Genomic DNA, 19943 nt, shown 5'->3' on the forward strand with positions numbered 1-19943 from the left:
GTCGACTCAGGAAGACAAGCGGAAAAATGCATTTTTGTTTCAACCGCTCACCTTTTATCCATAACGCTTACTTTTGCTGCTTTTTTATCGCCAATGGCAGGTCAGCCAGGCTATTTATCACTAAATCAGCCGCATTTTCTGCTTCTGGCGTGACAGGCTTACCCGTGCGCACCAATACTTTGGTCCCAACGTTAGCAGCGGCTGCTGCCTGCATATCTTCTATTTTGTCGCCCACCATATAGGAAGCCGCCATATCTATGTGCAGGAACTCTTGCGCAGAGAGAAGCATTCCTGGATGCGGTTTACGACAGTCGCAAACCTGGCGGTACTCTTCTACCGTTCCCTGCGGGTGGTGAGGACAATAGTAGATGCCATCCAGATCAACATCACGATCGGCCAGCGACCAGTCCATCCACTCCGTCAGCGTTTCAAACTGCGCTTCAGTAAATTTACCGCGGGCAATACCCGACTGGTTAGTCACGACGATAAGTGCATAGCCCATCTGTTTAAGTTCACGCATGGCATCAATAACGCCGTCGATAAACTCGAACTCGTCGATCTCATGTACGTAACCGTGGTCCACATTAATGGTACCGTCACGGTCGAGAAAAATTGCAGGTACAGACTTTGCCACCTTTTATAGCTCCTGAATAAGGCATGTTGCTCTAGTATCGCATGTTTCGGCAGGCAAGAAAGTGCTCATCGTGCAAAGCCAGATTGATTTAGACGTCTGGATGCCTTAACATCCATCTTATTAACGACGTCGACCGTACCAGACAGACGAAAATGCCACGGCTAACTTAATTACGATAATAAATAACCCATGATTAAACTTTCGAATATCACCAAAGTGTTCCAGCAGGGGACGCGCACCATTCAGGCATTGAACAATGTCAGCCTGCATGTTCCTGCCGGACAGATTTATGGCGTTATTGGCGCCTCAGGTGCCGGTAAAAGTACGCTCATCCGCTGCGTTAACTTACTTGAACGCCCAACGGAGGGCAGTGTACAGGTCGGCGGTCAGGAGCTCACTACGCTTTCTGAATCCGAGCTGACCAAAGCTCGCCGTCAAATCGGCATGATTTTCCAGCACTTTAACCTGCTGTCTTCCCGCACGGTATTTGGTAACGTCGCGCTTCCACTGGAGCTGGACAACACCCCAAAAGAAGAGATCAAACGTCGCGTTACCGAGCTGCTGGATTTAGTGGGCCTTGGCGATAAGCACGACAGCTATGCCGCCAACCTTTCAGGCGGCCAGAAACAGCGTGTCGCCATTGCCCGTGCTCTGGCAAGCCAACCGAAGGTATTGCTGTGCGATGAGGCCACCAGCGCACTCGATCCGGCAACGACCCGTTCGATTCTGGAATTATTGAAAGACATTAACCGCCGTCTTGGGTTAACCATCCTGCTGATTACCCATGAGATGGACGTCGTAAAACGTATTTGCGACTGCGTGGCGGTTATCAGTAACGGTGAACTGATCGAGCAGGACACGGTGAGCGAAGTGTTTTCACATCCGAAAACGCCGCTGGCGCAGAAATTCATTCAATCCACGCTGCATCTGGATATTCCAGAAGATTATCAGGAACGCTTAAAAGCAGAACCAGAAGCCGATAGCGTCCCGATGCTGCGTATGGAGTTTACCGGCCACTCTGTCGATGCCCCACTGCTTTCCGAAATTGCTCGCCGCTTTAATGTGAACAACAACATTATCAGTGCGCAGATGGATTACGCCGGTGGCGTCAAGTTCGGCATCATGCTGACTGAAATGCACGGCGCACAAGAAGATACACAAGCGGCCATCAACTGGCTGCAGGAACACCATGTAAAAGTAGAGGTACTGGGTTATGTCTGAGCCAATGATGTGGCTGCTAGTTCGCGGCGTATGGGAAACGCTGGCAATGACCTTTGTGTCCGGTTTTTTTGGCTTTGTGATTGGCCTGCCCGTCGGCGTACTGCTGTACGTCACGCGTCCGGGGCAAATCATCGAGAACGCGAAGCTCTATCGTACGCTGTCAGCGCTGGTCAATATTTTCCGCTCCATCCCATTCATTATACTGCTGGTATGGATGATTCCATTTACCCGCATGATTGTCGGCACCTCGATCGGTTTACAGGCCGCTATCGTCCCGCTGACCGTGGGTGCCGCACCGTTTATTGCCCGAATGGTAGAAAATGCGCTGCTGGAAATCCCGACCGGGCTGATTGAAGCCTCAAGAGCGATGGGCGCTACGCCGTTACAGATCGTGCGTAAAGTGTTACTACCAGAAGCGTTGCCAGGCCTGGTGAATGCGGCAACGATCACGCTGATTACCCTGGTCGGTTACTCAGCAATGGGCGGGGCCGTCGGTGCGGGCGGTCTTGGGCAGATTGGCTATCAATACGGTTACATTGGATACAACGCTACCGTGATGAATACAGTACTGGTATTACTTGTCGTTCTGGTTTATTTAATTCAGTTATCCGGCGATCGCATCGTCCGGGCGGTCACGCACAAGTAACGTTACACACAACACAGAAAAACTCATTAAGAAAAGGAAATAAGCATGGCGTTCAAATTCAAAACCTTTGCGGCAGTTGGAGCCCTGATCGGTTCTCTGGCACTTGTGGGTTGCGGTCAGGATGAAAAAGATCCAAACCACATCAAAGTGGGCGTTATTGTTGGCGCAGAGCAGCAGGTTGCCGAAGTCGCACAGAAAGTGGCGAAAGAAAAATACGGTCTGGACGTTGAACTGGTCACGTTCAACGATTACGTCCTGCCTAACGAAGCGCTGAGCAAAGGCGATATCGATGCCAATGCCTTCCAGCACAAACCATACCTGGATCAGCAGATCAAAGATCGCGGTTACAAACTGGTTGCTGCAGGCAATACGTTCGTCTACCCAATTGCTGGCTATTCCAAAAAAATCAAATCACTGGATGAACTGCAGGACGGTTCTCAGGTAGCGATTCCAAACGACCCGACTAACCTCGGTCGTTCCCTGCTGCTGCTGCAGAAAGTGGGCCTGATCAAACTGAAAGACGGCGTTGGCCTGCTGCCAACCGCGTTGGATGTGGTTGAAAACCCGAAAAACCTGAAGCTGGTAGAGCTGGAAGCACCACAGCTGCCGCGTTCACTGGACGACGCACAGATCGCGCTGGCGGTTATCAATACCACCTACGCCAGCCAGATCGGCCTGACCCCGGCAAAAGACGGTATCTTTGTTGAAGATAAAGACTCCCCGTACGTAAACCTGATCGTAACTCGCGAAGACAATAAAGATGCTGAGAACGTGAAGAAATTCGTTGAGGCGTATCAGTCTGACGAAGTTTACGAAGCGGCAAACAAAGTCTTCAATGGCGGCGCTGTTAAGGGCTGGTAATTTTAGGCTGTTTCCAAAATCTGTAATATCATCAGGACGGGCGCTTGCCCGTCTTGTCATTTATGCAAGCACCTGATTCAATATCTGACGTTTAGATCATTCATTGAGGAAATATTATGCGTGCTTTACCGATCTGTTTAGTAGCACTCATGTTGAGCGGCTGTTCTATGTTAAGCAGATCCCCTGTTGAACCCGTTCAAAGCACTACGACCCCGCCGAAAGTGGAGCCAGAAAAACCAAAAGCACCGCGTGCCACACCGGTAAGAATTATCACCAACGCTGAAGATCTGGTCGGTAAACCATTCCGCGATCTGGGTGAAGTCAGCGGTGAATCCTGCCAGGCATCAAACCAGGATTCTCCTCCAAGCATTCCAACCGCACGCAAACGCATGCAGATTAATGCCTCTAAAATGAAAGCGAATGCGGTATTGCTGCACAGTTGCGAAGTGACCAGCGGAACACCGGGTTGCTACCGTCAGGCTGTTTGCATTGGTTCTGCACTGAATATTTCGACGAAATGAGCCACTTTCAGTTCGAGCAAATAGGCGTTATCCGCTCTCCCTATAAAGAAAAATTCGCCGTTCCACGCCAGCCAGGTCTGGTGAAAAGTGCCAACGGCGAACTGCATTTGCTCGCACCGTATAACCAGGCCGATGCCGTTCGCGGCCTGGAAGCGTTCAGCCATTTGTGGGTGATTTTTGTTTTTCACCAGACAATGGAAGGTGGATGGCGGCCAACCGTACGCCCGCCCCGACTTGGCGGCAACGCCAGAATGGGCGTCTTTGCCACACGTTCGACCTTTCGCCCTAACCCTGTCGGCATGTCGCTGGTCGAACTAAAAGGCATTGTCTGCCAGAAAGATAACGTTGTCCTACAACTGGGCAGTCTGGATCTGGTCGACGGAACTCCGGTGGTCGATATCAAGCCCTACCTGCCGTTTGCTGAAGCACTACCCGATGCCACCGCCAGCTATGCACAGCATGCGCCAGTCGCGGAAATGGCGGTCGGTTTCACCCCTGAGGTTGAGCAACAACTTCTGATGCTGGAAAAACGTTATCCGCTGCTAAAAACATTTATTGGTGAAGTGCTGGCACAGGACCCGCGTCCTGCGTATCGTAAGGGTGAAGAGACAGGCAAAACGTACGCCGTCTGGCTACACGATTTCAACGTGCGCTGGCGCGTGACGGCAGAGGGTTTCGAAGTCTTTGCGCTCGAACCCCGGTAATTTCGCGCCCTTCTCTTTTGACATCCCTTTCTCGCTGGTAAACTAAACCACTTTTTTTGTGTCAGGCTCGCGTTGAGCCTGTTCGATCGTTCAACTGGAACCGTAACAACATGCGTACTAGCCAATATCTGCTCTCCACTCTGAAGGAGACACCTGCCGACGCCGAGGTTATCAGCCACCAGCTGATGCTGCGCGCCGGGATGATTCGCAAGCTGGCCTCCGGGTTATATACCTGGCTGCCGACCGGCGTGCGCGTCCTGAAAAAAGTCGAAAACATCGTGCGTGAAGAGATGAACAACGCCGGTGCTATCGAGGTGTTAATGCCGGTAGTTCAGCCTTCTGAACTGTGGGAAGAGAGCGGCCGTTGGGAACAGTACGGCCCGGAACTGCTGCGTATTGCTGACCGCGGCGATCGTCCATTCGTACTCGGCCCAACGCATGAAGAAGTGATCACCGACCTGATCCGTAACGAGCTCAGCTCCTACAAACAGCTGCCGCTGAACTTCTACCAGATCCAGACTAAATTCCGTGACGAAGTGCGTCCACGTTTCGGCGTCATGCGCTCCCGTGAATTCCTGATGAAAGATGCGTACTCTTTCCATACGACTCAGGAATCTTTGCAAGAAACCTACGACGCAATGTATGCCGCGTACAGCAAGATCTTCAGCCGTATGGGTCTGGATTTCCGTGCGGTACAGGCTGACACCGGTTCTATCGGCGGTAGCGCTTCTCACGAATTCCAGGTTCTGGCGCAGAGCGGCGAAGATGACGTGGTGTTCTCTGACAGCTCCGACTTTGCTGCCAACATCGAATTTGCAGAAGCCGTAGCGCCAAAAGAACCGCGCGGTGCCGCCACGCAGGAAATGACGCTGGTCGATACGCCAAACGCGAAAACCATCGCTGAGCTGGTTGAGCAGTTCAATCTGCCGATCGAAAAAACCGTTAAAACGCTGCTGGTGAAAGCGGTCGAAGGCAGCAGCTACCCGCTGGTTGCGCTGCTGGTTCGTGGCGATCACGAACTGAACGAAGTCAAAGCAGAAAAACTGCCGCAGGTTGCCAGCCCACTGACCTTCGCCACCGAAGAAGAAATTCGTGCCGTAGTCAAAGCAGGTCCTGGCTCGCTCGGTCCAGTGAACATGCCGATCCCGGTAGTTATCGATCGTACCGTTGCGGTCATGAGCGACTTCGCAGCAGGTGCTAACATCGACGGTAAACACTATTTCGGTATTAACTGGGATCGTGATGTCGCCACGCCAGAAGTGGCTGACATCCGTAACGTCGTTGCCGGCGACCCGAGCCCGGACGGCAAAGGCACACTACTGATTAAACGCGGTATCGAAGTCGGTCACATCTTCCAGCTGGGTACCAAGTACTCTGAAGCAATGAAAGCTTCCGTTCAGGGCGAAGATGGTCGTAACCAGATTCTGACCATGGGCTGCTACGGTATCGGGGTGACTCGCGTTGTTGCTGCCGCTATTGAACAGAACTTTGACGATCGCGGCATTGTATGGCCAGATGCTATCGCGCCGTTCCAGGTGGCGATTCTGCCGATGAACATGCACAAATCCTACCGCGTGCAGGAACTGGCTGAGAAGCTTTACGCAGAGCTGCGTGCGCAGGGTATCGAAGTGCTGATGGACGATCGTAAAGAACGTCCAGGCGTGATGTTTGCCGATATGGAACTGATCGGTATTCCGCACACCATCGTGCTGGGCGACCGTAACCTCGATAACGATGATATCGAATACAAATACCGTCGTCACGGCGAGAAACAGCTGATTAAAACCGGCGACATCGTCGACTATCTGATTAAAGCCATTAAAGGCTGATACAGCAAAAGGCCCTGATCATCAGGGCCTTTTTTTCAGAGATTAATTACACCCTTTACCGGGTATAAACTTCGCGTCTTTATCCGCCATCAGCGTTTTCACCTTCTCGCCCGTATCCGGGTTCGCCTCCTGCGTGAAATGCCCTTCAAGGGTCAACAAGACCGATTGGCCAGTTTCCGTGCGAGCAGCTAAATAGCCGCGTTCAAGCTGGGCATTATTTGCTACCGGCATACGCTTGCCCGTCGCACAGTCGGTAAAGACAGCCGCATCCGCCATGTAGAAATACATCCCACGCATCGGCATTGGCGTGACGGGCAAACTGGCTGACACCGGCTCAAGGGTATAGTTGAACTGCGATTCGATCGGATTACCTTCACGATCGAGCATTTCCAGCGCCTCGCCTTTTGCCCGGTAGTAAGACTTCTCACCTTTGCTGTCGGTCAACACCAGCTTATCCGCCGTGCGTGCCCAGGTGCCATAGGAGGCAAAGGAAGACGGTTCATCCCGTACGCCCTGATACCGTTCGTTCATCACCCAGGTCCCGTCTTTTTCCAGGAACAGCGAGGTTTCAATCCCTTCGCAGTCGGCGCAGGGCAAGATGCCACGCCAACTTTGCTGCATCGGTTTTAATTCTGCCGCCCGCGTCGACTGCAATGCTTCGACGTCAGTACGATTATTACAGCCGATCAAGGAAAAGAGCGTGCATACAGCGACCACTGACAATATTGCTGTTTTCACTATAAAATCCTTATGATTTTTTTATTCCTGTTCGTCAGTCCTGCGAACGACGAACTTTCCCGCGCAGCGCCTTCACGGTGGATTTTTGCGCCTTCGATGACAACCGGCGCTCTTTCGAGGCGCGCGTAGGACGCGTTGCCTGGCGGCTTTTTTGCACTGCGGTTAATTCTTTAATCAACGCCACCAGCCTGGCCAGAGCCGCTTCCCGGTTGAGTTCCTGACTGCGATATTCCTGCGCCTTAATGATGATGACGCCATCGGCAGTGATCAGATGATGACTGGCCGCCAGCAAGCGTTCCTTGTAATACTCTGGCAGGCCAGAGGCCCGAATGTCAAAGCGCAAATGGATGGCCGTCGAGGTCTTATTAACGTGCTGCCCACCCGCACCCTGTGCCCGGATAGCCGTGATTTCCAGCTCATTATCAGGGATAGAGACGTTTCGGGAGAGAACGATCATCAACGCTGCTGCCACGCGGTCAGATGAATTTCCAGATTGTTCTGAGAGTCTGACAACCAGATAGCCCCATCCTGGATGGTCGCCTGCAGCGTCATAGTACGCCCGGCAAAGTCGCTCAACTGCGCCAGCTGTTCGTCATCCAGATACCAGACAGTCAAATTTTTAAACTGTGCGCACTTATTCTGGTTTTGCTGCCACCAGATTTGCGCCGCCCGACTGTTATAGGTAAACAGAGCAACTTCCCCAGACTGAGTACAGGCCTTCTTAATCCGACGCTCATCCGGCAGGCCGAGTTCAATCCATAAATCAATGCCCAGATGATCGTTACGCAGCCATGCTTCTGGCTCATCTTCTGCGCTCAAGCCCCGCGTAAACTGTAACCGCTCATTGGCATATTTAATCCATGCCAACAGGCGCAGCATCATGCGTTCCTGGGTTTCAGAAGGGTGACGCGCCAGCGTCAATGCCGCGTCAAGAAACTGGTTGCGGTCAAGATCCGCCACGTTGACAACGGCTTTATAAATTGTCGCTTTAAGCGCCATGAGAGAACTCCTTTCGAATCAGGCGCACATTGTAGCGAAAACTACGCCAAAAGGCTGCTAACAGCTCTTCTATCAAGGCGCTGATATTGCTTGAATGAGTATGGTATAGTCACCTTGCTAAACAGAGTTTATCTTCGTAGGCTTAGACTTGCATCCACGGTTAAGTCAGAGTACTGACAGGAGGGCATGTGGAAAAATATTGTGAGTTAATACGCAAGCGGTACGCGGAAATCGCCAGCGGAGACTTAGGGTATGTCCCGGATGCGCTGGGTTGCGTATTGAAAGTGCTGAATGAAGTGGCGGAAGACAGCGCCCTTTCAGAGTCGGTCAGAGAAAAAGCGGCCTATGCTGCCGCGAACTTACTGGTGAGCGATTATGTCAATGAATGAAACGTATCAACCCATTAACTGTGATGATTACGACAATCTTGAGCTCGCCTGCCAGCACCATTTATTACTGACGCTGGCGCTGAAAGATGGCGAAGTGCTGCAGGCGAAAGCCAATGACCTGGTTTCACGCAAAAATGTGGAATATCTGGTTGCAGACGTCTCTGGAGAATCACGTGAGCTTCGTCTCGACAAGATTGCCAGCTTCAGCCACCCGGAAATCGGTACCGTGGTGGTTAGCGAATCCTGATTATTTTGTTGCCGGATGGCGGTGCAAGCACCTTATCCGGCCTACTTTCCATGCGATACGTAGGCCTGATAAGCGCAACGCCATCAGGCATGCCATACCAGATTCACGCCTTCTTCCCCTTCCGCCAGTCCTTCCCGCGTAACAAAGACACCGGCTGCCGCAATCAGCGTTTCGCCGTAAAACAGTAACGGCGTGGTATCGCGTCGCCAGGGCGGAATTCCCTGCTCCTGCCATATTTTTTTGAGCTTACGCCCACCGTTACGCCCGACAATGTGTAATAACCCGGGCGCTTTAAAGCGAATACTGACCGGTTCACCCACGTGCGGCATACGTAATTTTCCCGTTGGGAGTAACTGTACTTCTCCCAGCCCGGCAGGCAGCGTCAGCGGTGTTTGCCAGCATGACCACGGGATGACAGTTTCACTTTGCCCGGTAACGGATTTCACCCACCACAGCTGTGACTGATAGCGGCGGATTTCATATTCGCCTACGCACAAGCACGGCGCAGCATCTTCCCGTGCCAGCACCACTTCCTGCCAGATTCGCGCCAGCGCATCCCGGGATGGCATCGGTGCATTCAGCCCTGCCAGCCAGCGACGAAGCAGCGCTGCACGTCGTACATCGCTCATCGTCATTAATGGCTCAACTAAAAGGGTGTCCTGCTCGGTGACACACTCCGCTAAATCATTGGCAAGTAACTCATCCAACAAACGTTCCTGCTCAGCACACAGCACCGCACTGCGGGCCGCCGCTTCAGCAAAGTGCGGCCAGCGCTGTTGCAGTTGCGGGATTATACGTAGCCGCAGAAAATTGCGATCGTAGGCATCATCCTGATTACTTTCATCTTCAATCCAGCGTAGTCCATGCTCCAACGCCCAGCGTTCAAGCGCGTCACGCGTTTGCGCCAATAGCGGGCGAATAAGCTGGGTCCCAGCAAACGGTGAACTTTCCCCCATTGCAGAAAGTCCGGCCGGGCCGCTGCCGCGTTTGAGCGCCAGCAAAAAGGTTTCACACTGGTCATCAAGATGCTGGGCGGTCATCAGCACTTCACCCGGCAGCAGCGTCCGGGCAAAAGCCTGATAGCGCGCCCGCCGGGCCTGCGCCTCTATCCCCAGCCCGTCATCCTGAAGATGCACCCGTTCAACCACCAGCGGCACCTGCCATTGTGCACAAACCGATTCGCAGTGCGTCACCCATTCGTCTGCGTGCGGACTCAATCCATGGTGGATGTGGATAGCGCGTAGCACGACGTCGGGGTGTTGTTTTCGCCACAGCACCAGTTGGTGCAACAGCACGGTCGAGTCGAGGCCACCGCTAAAGGCCACCAGGATATGGGGAGATGTCAGAAGTGAAGTGTTTAGTGTGAGTGTCGTCATGATGAGTACTTACTAGGGTATTGCCCGGCACGTTACCGGGCTACCGTTACAATGACAAGCCTTACTGCTCGTATAATTCAAGCGGTAATCCATCCGGATCGTTGAAAAAAGTAAAGCGTTTGCCGGTAAAGGGGTCGACACGTACTGCCTCACATTTCACATTATGATTTTCCAGATGGGCTATCGCCTTTTCCACATCATCCACGCTGAACGCCAGATGGCGTAACCCGCAGGCTTCCGGTCGACTGGGACGGCAAGGTGGAAATGGAAAAGAAAAAAGCTCAATCACGTACTGCCCGTTCAGCGCCAGATCGCCTTTCCAGGAGTCGCGCTCTTCCCGGTAGACCTCGTTCATCAGCGTAAAGCCCAGCACGTCGCAGTAAAATGCCTTACTCATCGCGTAGTCCGTCGCAATAATGGCAATATGGTGAACCTGTTTTAATCCCAGCATAGCGTCTTAGCCTCTTTAGTTTTCTTTTCGCACGTTACTCGTCCGCGGTCGGTTCAGGCAAGCTGCGATGCCATTTTTAGGACTCTCACACGGTACACGCCGTCCTCACCCAGTTTAGCGCCATGAATATCCGTGTCGAATCCGGGATAATGATGGCCGACAGAACACAGCATCAACAGGAAATCGAGCACCGCCCGGCTGTCTTCGGTGATCATTTCCCCCGGCATCAGCAACGGTACGCCGGGAGGATAAGGCAGGATCATATTTGCAGAAATGCGCCCCACCAGTTGGTCAAGCGCCACCGTCTCCACCTCGCCTTTGATCTGCCGCTGCCAGGCCTGATGTGGCGTCATTTTCATTTCCGGTAGGGTGTCAAATGCCCGTAGCATTAGCCCGGAGAGATCGTGTTGGCGGATCAGATTGTGGATCCCCTGTGCCAGATCCTGAATACGCATATTGCGATAGAAATCCGGATCTTCAGCATACAAATCTGGCAGCATATTCTTCACACGCAAATTCAGATCGTATGAACGTTTGAACTCTGTCAGCCCGCGCAGCAACCCCATCGCCCGGGTTTTATCAATGCCAATGCTGAACAAAAATAACAGATTATACGGACCCGTTTTCTCCACCACGACACCGCGTTCGTCGAGGAATTTCGCCACCAGCGCCGCCGGGATCCCTTCGTCACTCATGTTTCCCTGTTCATCCATCCCCGGTGTCAGAATAGTCACTTTCACCGGGTCGAGGAACATGTGGTCGGCGTCGGCATCGGTAAACCCATGCCAGTCTTCACCCGGCGCTACGGGCCAGCATTCCGCTTCATCCACCTTTTCCGGCTGCCAGATATCAAAGAACCAGCCGTCCGATTCTTCCCGCAGTCGCTGTACTTCTTTGCGAAAATGCAGCGCACGCTCAACGGAGCGATTGATTAAGCGCTTGCCTGAGTTGCCGCGCAGCATTGCCGCCGCCGTTTCTATTGACGCGACAATCGGGTAGCTCGGCGACGTCGAGGTATGCATCATAAAGGCTTCATTAAAGGTCTCTTCATCGTAGTCACCTTTAATGTGGATCAGAGAGGCCTGCGACAGCGCCGCCAGCATCTTGTGGGTCGACTGGGTTTCAAAGATAACCTTACCAGGTACTCGTTCGCCGCTCATGCCGCTTTTCCCCTGATAGATCGGGTGAAAATGGGTGTAGGGCACCCAGGCCGAGTCAAAGTGAATAGACGGCACGTCCAACGTCTGTTTGATCCAGTTGGTGTTATACAGCAGACCGTCGTAGGTAGAGTTGGTGATCACCGCATGTACTGGCCACTGGGCCTGGGCGGTCTCTCCGACTTTGCGCTCAATACTCTCACGGGTAAATTCACGTTTAGGTATGCCGCCAAGAATACCCAGCGCATTACGCGTGGGCTTCAGCCAGATGGGTACCACGTCGCTCATCATCAGCAAATGCGCCAGTGATTTATGACAGTTACGATCGATCAGTAACGTACTTCCGGTCGGGGCAGCATACATACCGACAATTTTATTCGACGTCGAGGTGCCATTCGTCACCATATAGCTCTGCTCTGCCCCAAAGGTGCGGGCGATATACTCTTCGGCCTCCAGGTGCGGGCCAGTATGGTCCAGCAGCGAACCCAATTCGGTCACGGAAATGGAGACGTCGGCCTTGAGCGTATTGCCGCCAAAAAAGTCATAGAACAGGCAGCCCACTGGGCTCTTTTGGTATGCCGTCCCCGCCATGTGCCCCGGCGTACAGAAGGTATACTTCCCTTCTTTCACGTAGGTGAACAACGCCCTGGTAAACGGCGGAGTGATGTTATCGAGGTATTCATTGGTGTACTGGCGAATACGGGTGGCAATATCGTCAGACTGGCCTAGAGCATACTCGAAAAACCACAGCGCCATGCGCAGGTCGTGTGCGCTGACATCCATCGTCGAATGGGTATTGATAAAGGCGTAAAGTGGCAGGTATTCGTTAAGCTGGTTGATATCGCTACACAGCTCCAGGCTGTACTCATCCCAGTCAAAAATGACGCCGCAAATTCGCGGGTTATGCTCAATAAATTTCAGCAGGTCGACGCTATTCTGCGGCCAGATAATCTGAAATCCCTGCTGCAGTAGTGCACGTTCAAGTTCCTTGATGGGCTCATCTTTATAAAAGACGCCATGCGGTCCCATGATGGCAATGATATTCATGCGTTCCTCCTGGAAAAACCTTAGTTAATCATAGCCTGGTCAAACCGCAGGTAAAAAAAAGGGCCACAGCGTTGTGGCCCTTTTCAGAATATATGCAGTTTACGCGTAACCGTAGCTCATCAGTCGCTGGTAACGGCGATTTTTCAGCTCTTCCGTACTTAACACATCGAGATCGGCCAGATCGGCCAGCAGCTGTGCTTTCAGCGACGCAGCCATGACTTCTGGATTACGATGCGCCCCGCCCAGCGGTTCCGGTACGATAGAATCGATCAGCTTCAGCTCTTTCAGACGCGGGGCAATAATGCCCATCGCTTCTGCCGCCAACGGCGCTTTGTCTGCGCTTTTCCACAGAATGGATGCACAGCCTTCCGGGGAGATAACAGAATAGGTGCTGTATTGCAGCATATTCACTTTATCGCCCACGCCGATCGCCAGCGCGCCACCGGAGCCACCTTCGCCGATAACGGTGCAGATAACCGGTACGCTCAGACGTGACATTTCACGCAGGTTACGCGCAATCGCTTCAGACTGACCGCGTTCTTCCGCGCCCACGCCCGGATAAGCCCCAGGGGTGTCAATGAAGGTAATGATCGGCATCTTGAAACGTTCGGCCATTTCCATCAGGCGCAGCGCTTTGCGATAGCCTTCCGGTGCTGGCATGCCGAAGTTACGACGAATTTTTTCTTTAGTCTCGCGGCCTTTCTGATGACCAATGATCATCACTGGACGACCATCAAGACGCGCGATGCCGCCGACGATAGCTTTATCATCCGCATAGGCACGATCGCCCGCCAGCTCATCAAATTCATCAAACGCCAGGCGGACGTAATCCAGGGTGTACGGACGCTGTGGATGGCGAGCCAACTGGGCTACCTGCCATGCGCCAAGATCGGCAAAGATTTTGCGCGTCAGTTCTACGCTTTTTTCACGCAGGCGATGCACTTCTTCATCGATGTTAATATCCAGTTTCTCATCCTGACGGCTCACCGCAGTCAGAGAATCGATTTTTGCTTCCAGCTCTGCAATCGGCTGTTCAAAATCAAGGAAATTCAGACTCATAGTATTCCTGTATTAGTCAAACTCCAGTTCCACCTGCTCCGAACCAATAAGGCCACGGAGATCGTTCAGTAAACGATCGCTCGGAGAGACACGCCACGTTGCGCCAAAACGCAACCGCGCACGTGCATCCGCCCTCTGATAGTAGAGATGTACTGGAATTGTCCCCGAGCGGTGGGGTTCCAGAGACTGACGGAGTCGGTTTAAAAGCTGGTCATCAATTTGCCTGTCCGTCAGCGAGATAGCAAGCCCGCGAGCGTATTTTTCCCGGGCTTCGTCAATATCCATGACTTCACGGGCCATCATTTTAAGCCCACCGCTGAAGTCATCAAAGCTGACCTGTCCGCTGACGATAAGTATGCGGTCTTTTTCCAGCAAATGCTGGTATTTATCCAGGGCATCGGTAAATAACATCACTTCCAGACGCCCAGAACGGTCATCCAGCGTGCAGATGCCGATACGATTGCCGCGCTTGGTGACCATTACCCGCGCAGCAATGACGAGCCCCGCAGCCGTGGTAACTTTACCACGTTCTGTCGGATGCATGTCTTTCAGCCTGTGGCCTCCGACATAGCGCTCAATTTCTTTTAAATACTGGTTGATGGGGTGTCCCGTCAGGTAAAGCCCTAACGTTTCACGCTCACCATCTAATACCACCTGCTCCGGCCACGGCGTGCAGTTGGCATAGGATTGTTCAATTTGTTCCGGCTCTTCGGCCAGAACGCCAAACATATCGGCCTGACCGATGGCTTCGGCTTTGGCGTGCTGATCGGCGGCTTTAAGCGCGTCGTTCAACGAATTCATCAGTGCGGCGCGATGTGGGCCAAGGCGGTCAAACGCCCCGGACATGATCAGTTTTTCCAGCACCCGGCGGTTTAGCTTTTTGATATCCGTACGGGCACAGAGATCGAACAGCTCGCGGAAATAGCCACCTTTGTTACGCGCTTCAATAATAGCTTCAATGGGGCCTTCACCCACGCCTTTTATCGCGCCGATGCCATACACAATCTCGCCATCATCATTTACGTGGAAATGATACAGCCCGGAGTTGATATCCGGCGGCAGGATTTTCAGTCCCATACGCCAGCATTCATCCACCAGCCCGACCACTTTCTCAGTGTTATCCATATCGGCGGTCATTACCGCGGCCATAAACTCGGCGGGGTAATGCGTTTTCAACCATAGCGTCTGGTAAGACACCAGCGCATAGGCTGCGGAGTGCGATTTGTTAAACCCGTACCCTGCGAATTTCTCCACCAGGTCAAAGATTTTGATCGCCAGCTCACCGTCTACGCCGCGCTTTCTCGCCCCTTCTTCAAAGGTGCCGCGCTGCTTGGCCATTTCTTCCGGCTTTTTCTTACCCATCGCACGGCGCAGCATATCCGCGCCGCCAAGAGTATAACCAGACAGCTCCTGGGCAATCTGCATGACCTGTTCCTGATACAGGATAATGCCGTACGTCGGCTCCAGAACAGGTTTCAGGCACTCATGCTGCCATTGTACATCCGGGTAGGATATCTCTTCTCGCCCGTGCTTACGGTCGATAAAGTTATCTACCATTCCCGACTGCAGTGGGCCTGGGCGGAACAACGCCACCAGGGCTATCATATCTTCGAAGCAGTCAGGCTGCAGGCGTTTGATCAGATCCTTCATGCCGCGAGATTCAAGCTGGAAGACGGCGGTTGTCTCCGAGCGCTGCAGCATATCAAAACATTTTTTATCGTCGAGCGGGATGGCGGCGATGTCAATCGGCTCCAGTCCCTGCTTTGCCCGACGCGGGTTGATCATTTTCAGCGCCCAGTCAATGATCGTCAGCGTACGCAGACCCAGGAAGTCAAACTTAACCAACCCGGCGTATTCCACGTCGTTTTTATCAAACTGAGTGACCGGATGAAGACCTTCTTCATCACAATAGAGCGGAGCAAAGTCGGTAATTTTAGTGGGCGCAATAACCACGCCGCCCGCATGCTTACCGGCATTACGCGTGACGCCTTCCAGCTTACGCGCCATGTCGATCAGCGCCCTGACCTCTTCGTCCGCTTCGTAGATCTCTGGCAGCTGCGGCTCTGCCTCAAAGGCTTTTGCCAGCGTCATCCCCGGATCGGGTGGCACCAGTTTAGAAATCCTGTCGACAAACCCGTACGGATGCCCCAGTACGCGGCCCACGTCGCGGATAACCGCTTTTGCGGCCATCGTACCAAAGGTAATAATCTGTGATACCGCGTCACGACCATACATTTCCGCCACATGTTCAATCACCTGGTCGCGTTTCTCCATACAGAAGTCAACGTCGAAGTCAGGCATCGAGACACGTTCCGGGTTAAGGAAACGTTCGAACAGCAGGTCAAATTCCAGCGGATCGAGATCGGTAATTTTTAGCGCATAGGCCACCAGTGAGCCGGCACCGGAACCACGGCCAGGTCCGACCGGCACGCCGTTGTCTTTCGACCACTGGATAAACTCCATGACGATCAGGAAGTAGCCCGGGAACCCCATCTGGTTGATAACCTGAAGTTCAATGTCCAGGCGTTCGTCGTAAGGTGGGCGCTTCTCTTTGCGTTCGGCTTCATCCGGGAACAAAAACGCCAGACGCTCTTCCAGACCTTCTTTCGATTTTTTAACCAGATAGTCTTCGGTGGTCATATCTCCGGTCGGGAACTGCGGCAGGAAGTATTCACCCAGACGCACCGTCACGTTACAGCGCTTGGCTATCTCGACGGTATTTTGCAGCGCTTCCGGAATGTCGGAAAACAGCTCGCACATCTCTTCTTCGCTGCGCATATACTGCTGCGGCGAATAGTTGCGCGGACGTTTCGGATCATCGAGTGTGAAACCATCATGGATCGCCACGCGGATCTCATGCGCGTCAAAATCTCCGGTTTCAAGGAAGCGAACATCGTTGGTCGCCACCACCGGCAGACCCCGCGTTTCGGCCAGCGCCACTGCGGCATGCAAATAATTCTCTTCGTCCTGCCTGCCGGTACGGATCAGTTCCAGAAAATAACAATCGGGGAAATGTTCTTCATAAAACGTGACGCACTCATCAACCAGCGCGCTGTTACCGCGTAGCAAGCTCCGTCCGACGTCGCCCATGCGACCACCGGAAAGTAAAATTAAGCCTTCTTTTAAATCAAGCAACCAGTCTCTGTCGATGACCGGTCCTTCGGATCCATAGCCACGTTGATAGGCTTTTGATATCAACAACGTCAAATTCTGGTAGCCCGTATTATTGGCCGCCAGCACCGTTAGTTGCGTCAACTCGTCGCCAAACTGCTCGCTACGGACATGAAAATCAGCACCAACAATCGGTTTAATGCCAGCACCGTGACCCGCCCCGTAAAACTTCACCAGACCACACAGGTTGGTAAAATCGGTGATCGCCAGTGCAGGCATGCCCAACGCGGCCGCCTTTTTCACCAGCGGCCCCGTTTTTGCCAACCCATCAATCATGGAGTAGTCGCTGTGCACCCGCAGGTGGACGAAACGTGGTTCAGACATCTTCAGATTCCGGTTTACTTATTCTTGCCACAAGAATCAGGACGTGAGTCCCAGTGCGCGTTTAACAGGGCCAAAGCTGCGACGGTGGTGTTCTGTCGCGCCATGCTCTATAAGCGCCGCCAGATGAAAAGCTGTTGGGTAGCCTTTGTGCTGCGCAAAGCCGTACTGCGGGAAAACCGTATCCAGCGTCGCCATCTCCGCATCGCGGGTGACTTTCGCCAAAATAGACGCTGCGCTGATTTCCGCCACGCGACTGTCCCCTTTCACCACCGCCATCGACGGCATCGGCAATACCGGGCAACGATTACCGTCAATTAGCACGTATTCAGGCGTAATGTGCAAACCGGCCACCGCTCGCTGCATGGCCAGCATGGTGGCATGCAGAATATTCAGCTCGTCGATTTCATGTGGTTCCGCCCGTCCCAGGCTCCAGCTTAACGCTTTTTCTTTGATTTCATCGTAAAGCGCCAGACGACGCTTTTCAGAGAGTTTTTTGGAGTCGTTCAGACCGACTATCGGACGCGCTGGATCAAGAATAACAGCAGCTGTCACCACAGCCCCGACCAAAGGGCCTCGTCCTACTTCATCCACACCCGCCACTAAATGCGTATGTGGATAAACAAATTCAATCATTGTGCTAACTCCAGGACTGCATCCGCCGCCTGCTCATCAGCATTACAACGGATCTGCTGGTGCAGGTCGCGGAACGTATCGTGCATCGCATGGCTGGTTTTGCCATTCGCCAGCAACGGCTGCAGCGCTTTCGCCAACGCCTGCGGTTCGCATTCATCCTGCAACAGCTCTTTGACTAATTCTCTTCCCGCCAGCAGGTTCGGCAACGAAACATAATCGGTTTTCACCAGACGTTTCGCCAGCCAGAACGTGAAGGGTTTCATACGGTAGCCGACAACCATCGGGCACTTCGCCAACATACACTCCAGCGCTGCCGTGCCTGAAGCCAGCAGCGCTGCATCGCTGGCAACCATCGCTTCGCGTCCCATCCCATCAAGCAGATGTACGGAAAGTTCCGGTGCTACCTCAGCTTTAATGCGCTCAAACTGTTCTCGTCGTTTGGCATTCACCAGCGGCACGACCACTTCGAGATCGGGATACTGCTGGCGTAGCAACTGTGCTGTTTTCAGAAAATCAGCGCTAAGCATCTCCACTTCAGCGCCCCGGCTTCCTGGCAATAGTGCCAGGCAGTGCGCATCATGGGGAATACCCAGCACGTCGCGAGCCGCGTTTTTATCCGGATCCAACGGCATGGCGTCCGCCATGGTGTGGCCGATAAAGCGGCACGGGACATTAAATTTGTCATAAAACGCTTTTTCGAAAGGCAGAAAGGCCAGCACCATATTGGTGGATCTGCCTATTTTGAAAACACGTTTCTGTCGCCATGCCCACACGGAAGGGCTGACGTAATGAATGGTTTTAATGCCCTGTTTTTTCAAGTTCCCTTCAAGGGTAATATTAAAATCAGGTGCATCAATGCCAACGAAAACGTCCGGCTTGAGATCGGTAAAACGACGAGTCAGATCGGCGCGAATATGCAGTAAACGGCGCAGGCGTCCGAGCACTTCAACAATGCCCATCACCGCCAACTCTTCCATTTCGTACCAGGCTTCACAGCCTTCGGCCTGCATCAGCGGACCTGCCACGCCAACAAAACGGGCATTGGGTACACGCGCCTTGAGTGCGCGAATTAATCCTGCACCAAGAATATCGCCGGAGGTTTCTCCGGCGACGAGGGCAATCGTTAATGGACGCTGCTCAGTCATTAACGAATCAGGCCACGCGTTGAGCGTTCAAAGAAATCACTGAAAGCCTGAACATCCGGGTACTGCTTCGCCAGCTCGGCGATTTCCGGCTTCACTTCTTCCAGAGTTTTACCACTGCGATACAACGCTTTATAGGCGTTACGGATCGCGGTAATCGCTTCACGGGTGAACCCGCGACGCTTCAGACCTTCGATGTTGACGCCAAATGGCGTGGCATGATTACCTTGGGCGATAACGTACGGCGGAACGTCCTGAGCAACACCAGAACAACCACCAACCATCACATGTGCGCCGATGATGCAGAACTGATGCACCGCCGTCATCCCGCCGATGATAACGAAATCATCCAACGAAACGTGTCCGGCAAGCGTGGCGTTATTCGCCAGAATACAGCGATTACCAATCGTACAATCATGCGCAACGTGCGCGTTGATCATCAGTAAGTTATCGCTGCCCACCTTCGTCAACCCACCGCCTTGCACTGTGCCACGATGAATGGTGACGCTTTCGCGGATGCGGTTGCGATCGCCAATTTCCACGCGGGTCGGTTCGCCAGCATACTTCAGATCCTGGTTTACTTCGCCGATGGAGGCAAACTGATAGATCTCGTTATCGCGACCAATTTTAGTATGGCCATTCACGACAACGTGAGACTTCAGTACGGTACCCTCACCAATTTCAACGTGGGGTCCAACAATACAAAAAGGTCCAATGTGGGCATTGGCACCAATACTGGCGCCCTCTTCCACAATGGCGGTCGGGTGAATAAAGGCGGATTTATCAATCACGTA

Annotated in this window: 20 protein-coding genes; 8 read left to right on the forward strand and 12 right to left on the reverse strand. The window is 53.1% G+C overall.

Annotated features, from left to right (window positions below):
- Window positions 1–67 precede the first annotated feature (67 nt).
- Window positions 68–634, reverse strand: coding sequence for a D-glycero-beta-D-manno-heptose 1,7-bisphosphate 7-phosphatase (gene gmhB, locus FCH32_RS07370; RefSeq protein ID WP_115259377.1), 567 nt, complete (start codon window positions 632–634; stop codon window positions 68–70).
- Between the two features lie 189 nt (window positions 635–823).
- Between gmhB and metN the strand changes: the two genes are divergently transcribed.
- The 6 genes from metN to proS all read left to right on the forward strand — a co-directional run bounded on the left by metN (window position 824) and on the right by proS (window position 6416).
- Complete coding sequence (gene metN, locus FCH32_RS07375; protein WP_096758214.1) at window positions 824–1855, forward strand: methionine ABC transporter ATP-binding protein MetN; 1032 nt, start codon at window positions 824–826, stop codon at window positions 1853–1855.
- Complete coding sequence (locus tag FCH32_RS07380) at window positions 1848–2501, forward strand: methionine ABC transporter permease MetI (protein ID WP_003018471.1); 654 nt, start codon at window positions 1848–1850, stop codon at window positions 2499–2501. The genes metN and FCH32_RS07380 overlap by 8 nt, the downstream gene beginning before the upstream one ends.
- A gap of 45 nt (window positions 2502–2546) precedes the next feature.
- Window positions 2547–3362 carry a methionine ABC transporter substrate-binding lipoprotein MetQ gene (gene metQ / locus FCH32_RS07385; protein ID WP_096758215.1) on the forward strand — a complete coding sequence of 272 codons (816 nt, stop codon included), beginning with the start codon at window positions 2547–2549 and terminating at the stop codon, window positions 3360–3362.
- A gap of 116 nt (window positions 3363–3478) precedes the next feature.
- A complete protein-coding gene (gene rcsF, locus FCH32_RS07390; RefSeq protein WP_096758216.1) occupies window positions 3479–3883 on the forward strand; it encodes an Rcs stress response system protein RcsF in 405 nt (134 codons plus the stop codon).
- On the forward strand, window positions 3880–4587 hold the full coding sequence (gene tsaA, locus FCH32_RS07395; RefSeq protein ID WP_117342277.1) for a tRNA (N6-threonylcarbamoyladenosine(37)-N6)-methyltransferase TrmO: 708 nt from the start codon (window positions 3880–3882) through the stop codon (window positions 4585–4587). Before rcsF ends, tsaA begins: the two co-directional genes overlap by 4 nt.
- 110 nt (window positions 4588–4697) lie before the next feature.
- The gene (proS, locus tag FCH32_RS07400) at window positions 4698–6416 is read left to right on the forward strand and encodes a proline--tRNA ligase (protein ID WP_137399687.1); all 1719 of its coding nucleotides are present in this window, start codon (window positions 4698–4700) and stop codon (window positions 6414–6416) included.
- A 42-nt stretch (window positions 6417–6458) separates the two neighbouring features.
- Here the strand turns inward: proS and nlpE are convergent, their stop codons facing one another.
- The 3 genes from nlpE to FCH32_RS07415 are packed head-to-tail and all read right to left on the reverse strand — an operon-like array spanning window position 6459 to window position 8153.
- Window positions 6459–7157 carry an envelope stress response activation lipoprotein NlpE gene (nlpE, locus tag FCH32_RS07405; protein WP_115259383.1) on the reverse strand — a complete coding sequence of 233 codons (699 nt, stop codon included), beginning with the start codon at window positions 7155–7157 and terminating at the stop codon, window positions 6459–6461.
- Between the two features lie 31 nt (window positions 7158–7188).
- Window positions 7189–7611 (reverse strand): alternative ribosome rescue aminoacyl-tRNA hydrolase ArfB, encoded by a 423-nt coding sequence (gene arfB, locus FCH32_RS07410; protein WP_096758220.1) that lies wholly within the window; start codon window positions 7609–7611, stop codon window positions 7189–7191.
- Complete coding sequence (locus FCH32_RS07415; RefSeq protein ID WP_115259385.1) at window positions 7611–8153, reverse strand: YaeQ family protein; 543 nt, start codon at window positions 8151–8153, stop codon at window positions 7611–7613. Before FCH32_RS07415 ends, arfB begins: the two co-directional genes overlap by 1 nt.
- Window positions 8154–8341: 188 nt before the next feature.
- Between FCH32_RS07415 and FCH32_RS07420 the strand changes: the two genes are divergently transcribed.
- Both FCH32_RS07420 and rof read left to right on the forward strand, forming a co-directional pair.
- The gene (locus FCH32_RS07420; RefSeq protein WP_096758222.1) at window positions 8342–8542 is read left to right on the forward strand and encodes a YaeP family protein; all 201 of its coding nucleotides are present in this window, start codon (window positions 8342–8344) and stop codon (window positions 8540–8542) included.
- Window positions 8529–8789: a Rho-binding antiterminator gene (gene rof / locus FCH32_RS07425; protein WP_096758223.1), complete on the forward strand. Its 261-nt coding sequence runs from the start codon at window positions 8529–8531 to the stop codon at window positions 8787–8789. Before FCH32_RS07420 ends, rof begins: the two co-directional genes overlap by 14 nt.
- An 83-nt stretch (window positions 8790–8872) precedes the next feature.
- Here the strand turns inward: rof and tilS are convergent, their stop codons facing one another.
- The 8 genes from tilS to lpxA form a co-directional block, all read right to left on the reverse strand.
- The gene (tilS, locus tag FCH32_RS07430; RefSeq protein WP_174360708.1) at window positions 8873–10165 is read right to left on the reverse strand and encodes a tRNA lysidine(34) synthetase TilS; all 1293 of its coding nucleotides are present in this window, start codon (window positions 10163–10165) and stop codon (window positions 8873–8875) included.
- A 61-nt stretch (window positions 10166–10226) separates the two neighbouring features.
- Window positions 10227–10616, reverse strand: a complete 390-nt coding sequence (locus tag FCH32_RS07435) for a VOC family protein (protein ID WP_174360709.1) — start codon at window positions 10614–10616, stop codon at window positions 10227–10229.
- A gap of 53 nt (window positions 10617–10669) precedes the next feature.
- Window positions 10670–12820, reverse strand: a complete 2151-nt coding sequence (gene ldcC, locus FCH32_RS07440) for a lysine decarboxylase LdcC (RefSeq protein ID WP_174360710.1) — start codon at window positions 12818–12820, stop codon at window positions 10670–10672.
- A 99-nt stretch (window positions 12821–12919) separates the two neighbouring features.
- The gene (gene accA / locus FCH32_RS07445) at window positions 12920–13879 is read right to left on the reverse strand and encodes an acetyl-CoA carboxylase carboxyl transferase subunit alpha (RefSeq protein ID WP_096758227.1); all 960 of its coding nucleotides are present in this window, start codon (window positions 13877–13879) and stop codon (window positions 12920–12922) included.
- A gap of 12 nt (window positions 13880–13891) precedes the next feature.
- Window positions 13892–17374, reverse strand: coding sequence for a DNA polymerase III subunit alpha (gene dnaE, locus FCH32_RS07450; RefSeq protein WP_096758228.1), 3483 nt, complete (start codon window positions 17372–17374; stop codon window positions 13892–13894).
- 36 nt (window positions 17375–17410) lie between these two features.
- Window positions 17411–18007: a ribonuclease HII gene (gene rnhB, locus FCH32_RS07455; protein ID WP_115259391.1), complete on the reverse strand. Its 597-nt coding sequence runs from the start codon at window positions 18005–18007 to the stop codon at window positions 17411–17413.
- Window positions 18004–19152 carry a lipid-A-disaccharide synthase gene (gene lpxB, locus FCH32_RS07460; protein WP_096758230.1) on the reverse strand — a complete coding sequence of 383 codons (1149 nt, stop codon included), beginning with the start codon at window positions 19150–19152 and terminating at the stop codon, window positions 18004–18006. Before lpxB ends, rnhB begins: the two co-directional genes overlap by 4 nt.
- Window positions 19152–19940: an acyl-ACP--UDP-N-acetylglucosamine O-acyltransferase gene (lpxA, locus tag FCH32_RS07465; RefSeq protein ID WP_096758231.1), complete on the reverse strand. Its 789-nt coding sequence runs from the start codon at window positions 19938–19940 to the stop codon at window positions 19152–19154. Before lpxA ends, lpxB begins: the two co-directional genes overlap by 1 nt.
- Window positions 19941–19943 lie beyond the last annotated feature (3 nt).

The organism is Citrobacter gillenii, assembly GCF_013337685.1.
Lineage (GTDB): Bacteria > Pseudomonadota > Gammaproteobacteria > Enterobacterales > Enterobacteriaceae > Citrobacter > Citrobacter gillenii.

Coding starts and splice junctions, on each gene's coding strand:
- dnaE (WP_096758228.1), bottom strand. CDS start 17,374: ATGTCTGAACCACGTTTCGTCCACCTGCGGGTGCACAGCGACTACTCC.
- rof (WP_096758223.1), top strand. CDS start 8,529: ATGTCAATGAATGAAACGTATCAACCCATTAACTGTGATGATTACGAC.
- FCH32_RS07380 (WP_003018471.1), top strand. CDS start 1,848: ATGTCTGAGCCAATGATGTGGCTGCTAGTTCGCGGCGTATGGGAAACG.
- accA (WP_096758227.1), bottom strand. CDS start 13,879: ATGAGTCTGAATTTCCTTGATTTTGAACAGCCGATTGCAGAGCTGGAA.
- tsaA (WP_117342277.1), top strand. CDS start 3,880: ATGAGCCACTTTCAGTTCGAGCAAATAGGCGTTATCCGCTCTCCCTAT.
- tilS (WP_174360708.1), bottom strand. CDS start 10,165: ATGACGACACTCACACTAAACACTTCACTTCTGACATCTCCCCATATC.
- proS (WP_137399687.1), top strand. CDS start 4,698: ATGCGTACTAGCCAATATCTGCTCTCCACTCTGAAGGAGACACCTGCC.
- ldcC (WP_174360710.1), bottom strand. CDS start 12,820: ATGAATATCATTGCCATCATGGGACCGCATGGCGTCTTTTATAAAGAT.
- FCH32_RS07415 (WP_115259385.1), bottom strand. CDS start 8,153: ATGGCGCTTAAAGCGACAATTTATAAAGCCGTTGTCAACGTGGCGGAT.
- metQ (WP_096758215.1), top strand. CDS start 2,547: ATGGCGTTCAAATTCAAAACCTTTGCGGCAGTTGGAGCCCTGATCGGT.
- lpxB (WP_096758230.1), bottom strand. CDS start 19,152: ATGACTGAGCAGCGTCCATTAACGATTGCCCTCGTCGCCGGAGAAACC.
- metN (WP_096758214.1), top strand. CDS start 824: ATGATTAAACTTTCGAATATCACCAAAGTGTTCCAGCAGGGGACGCGC.
- rnhB (WP_115259391.1), bottom strand. CDS start 18,007: ATGATTGAATTTGTTTATCCACATACGCATTTAGTGGCGGGTGTGGAT.
- rcsF (WP_096758216.1), top strand. CDS start 3,479: ATGCGTGCTTTACCGATCTGTTTAGTAGCACTCATGTTGAGCGGCTGT.
- arfB (WP_096758220.1), bottom strand. CDS start 7,611: ATGATCGTTCTCTCCCGAAACGTCTCTATCCCTGATAATGAGCTGGAA.
- FCH32_RS07435 (WP_174360709.1), bottom strand. CDS start 10,616: ATGCTGGGATTAAAACAGGTTCACCATATTGCCATTATTGCGACGGAC.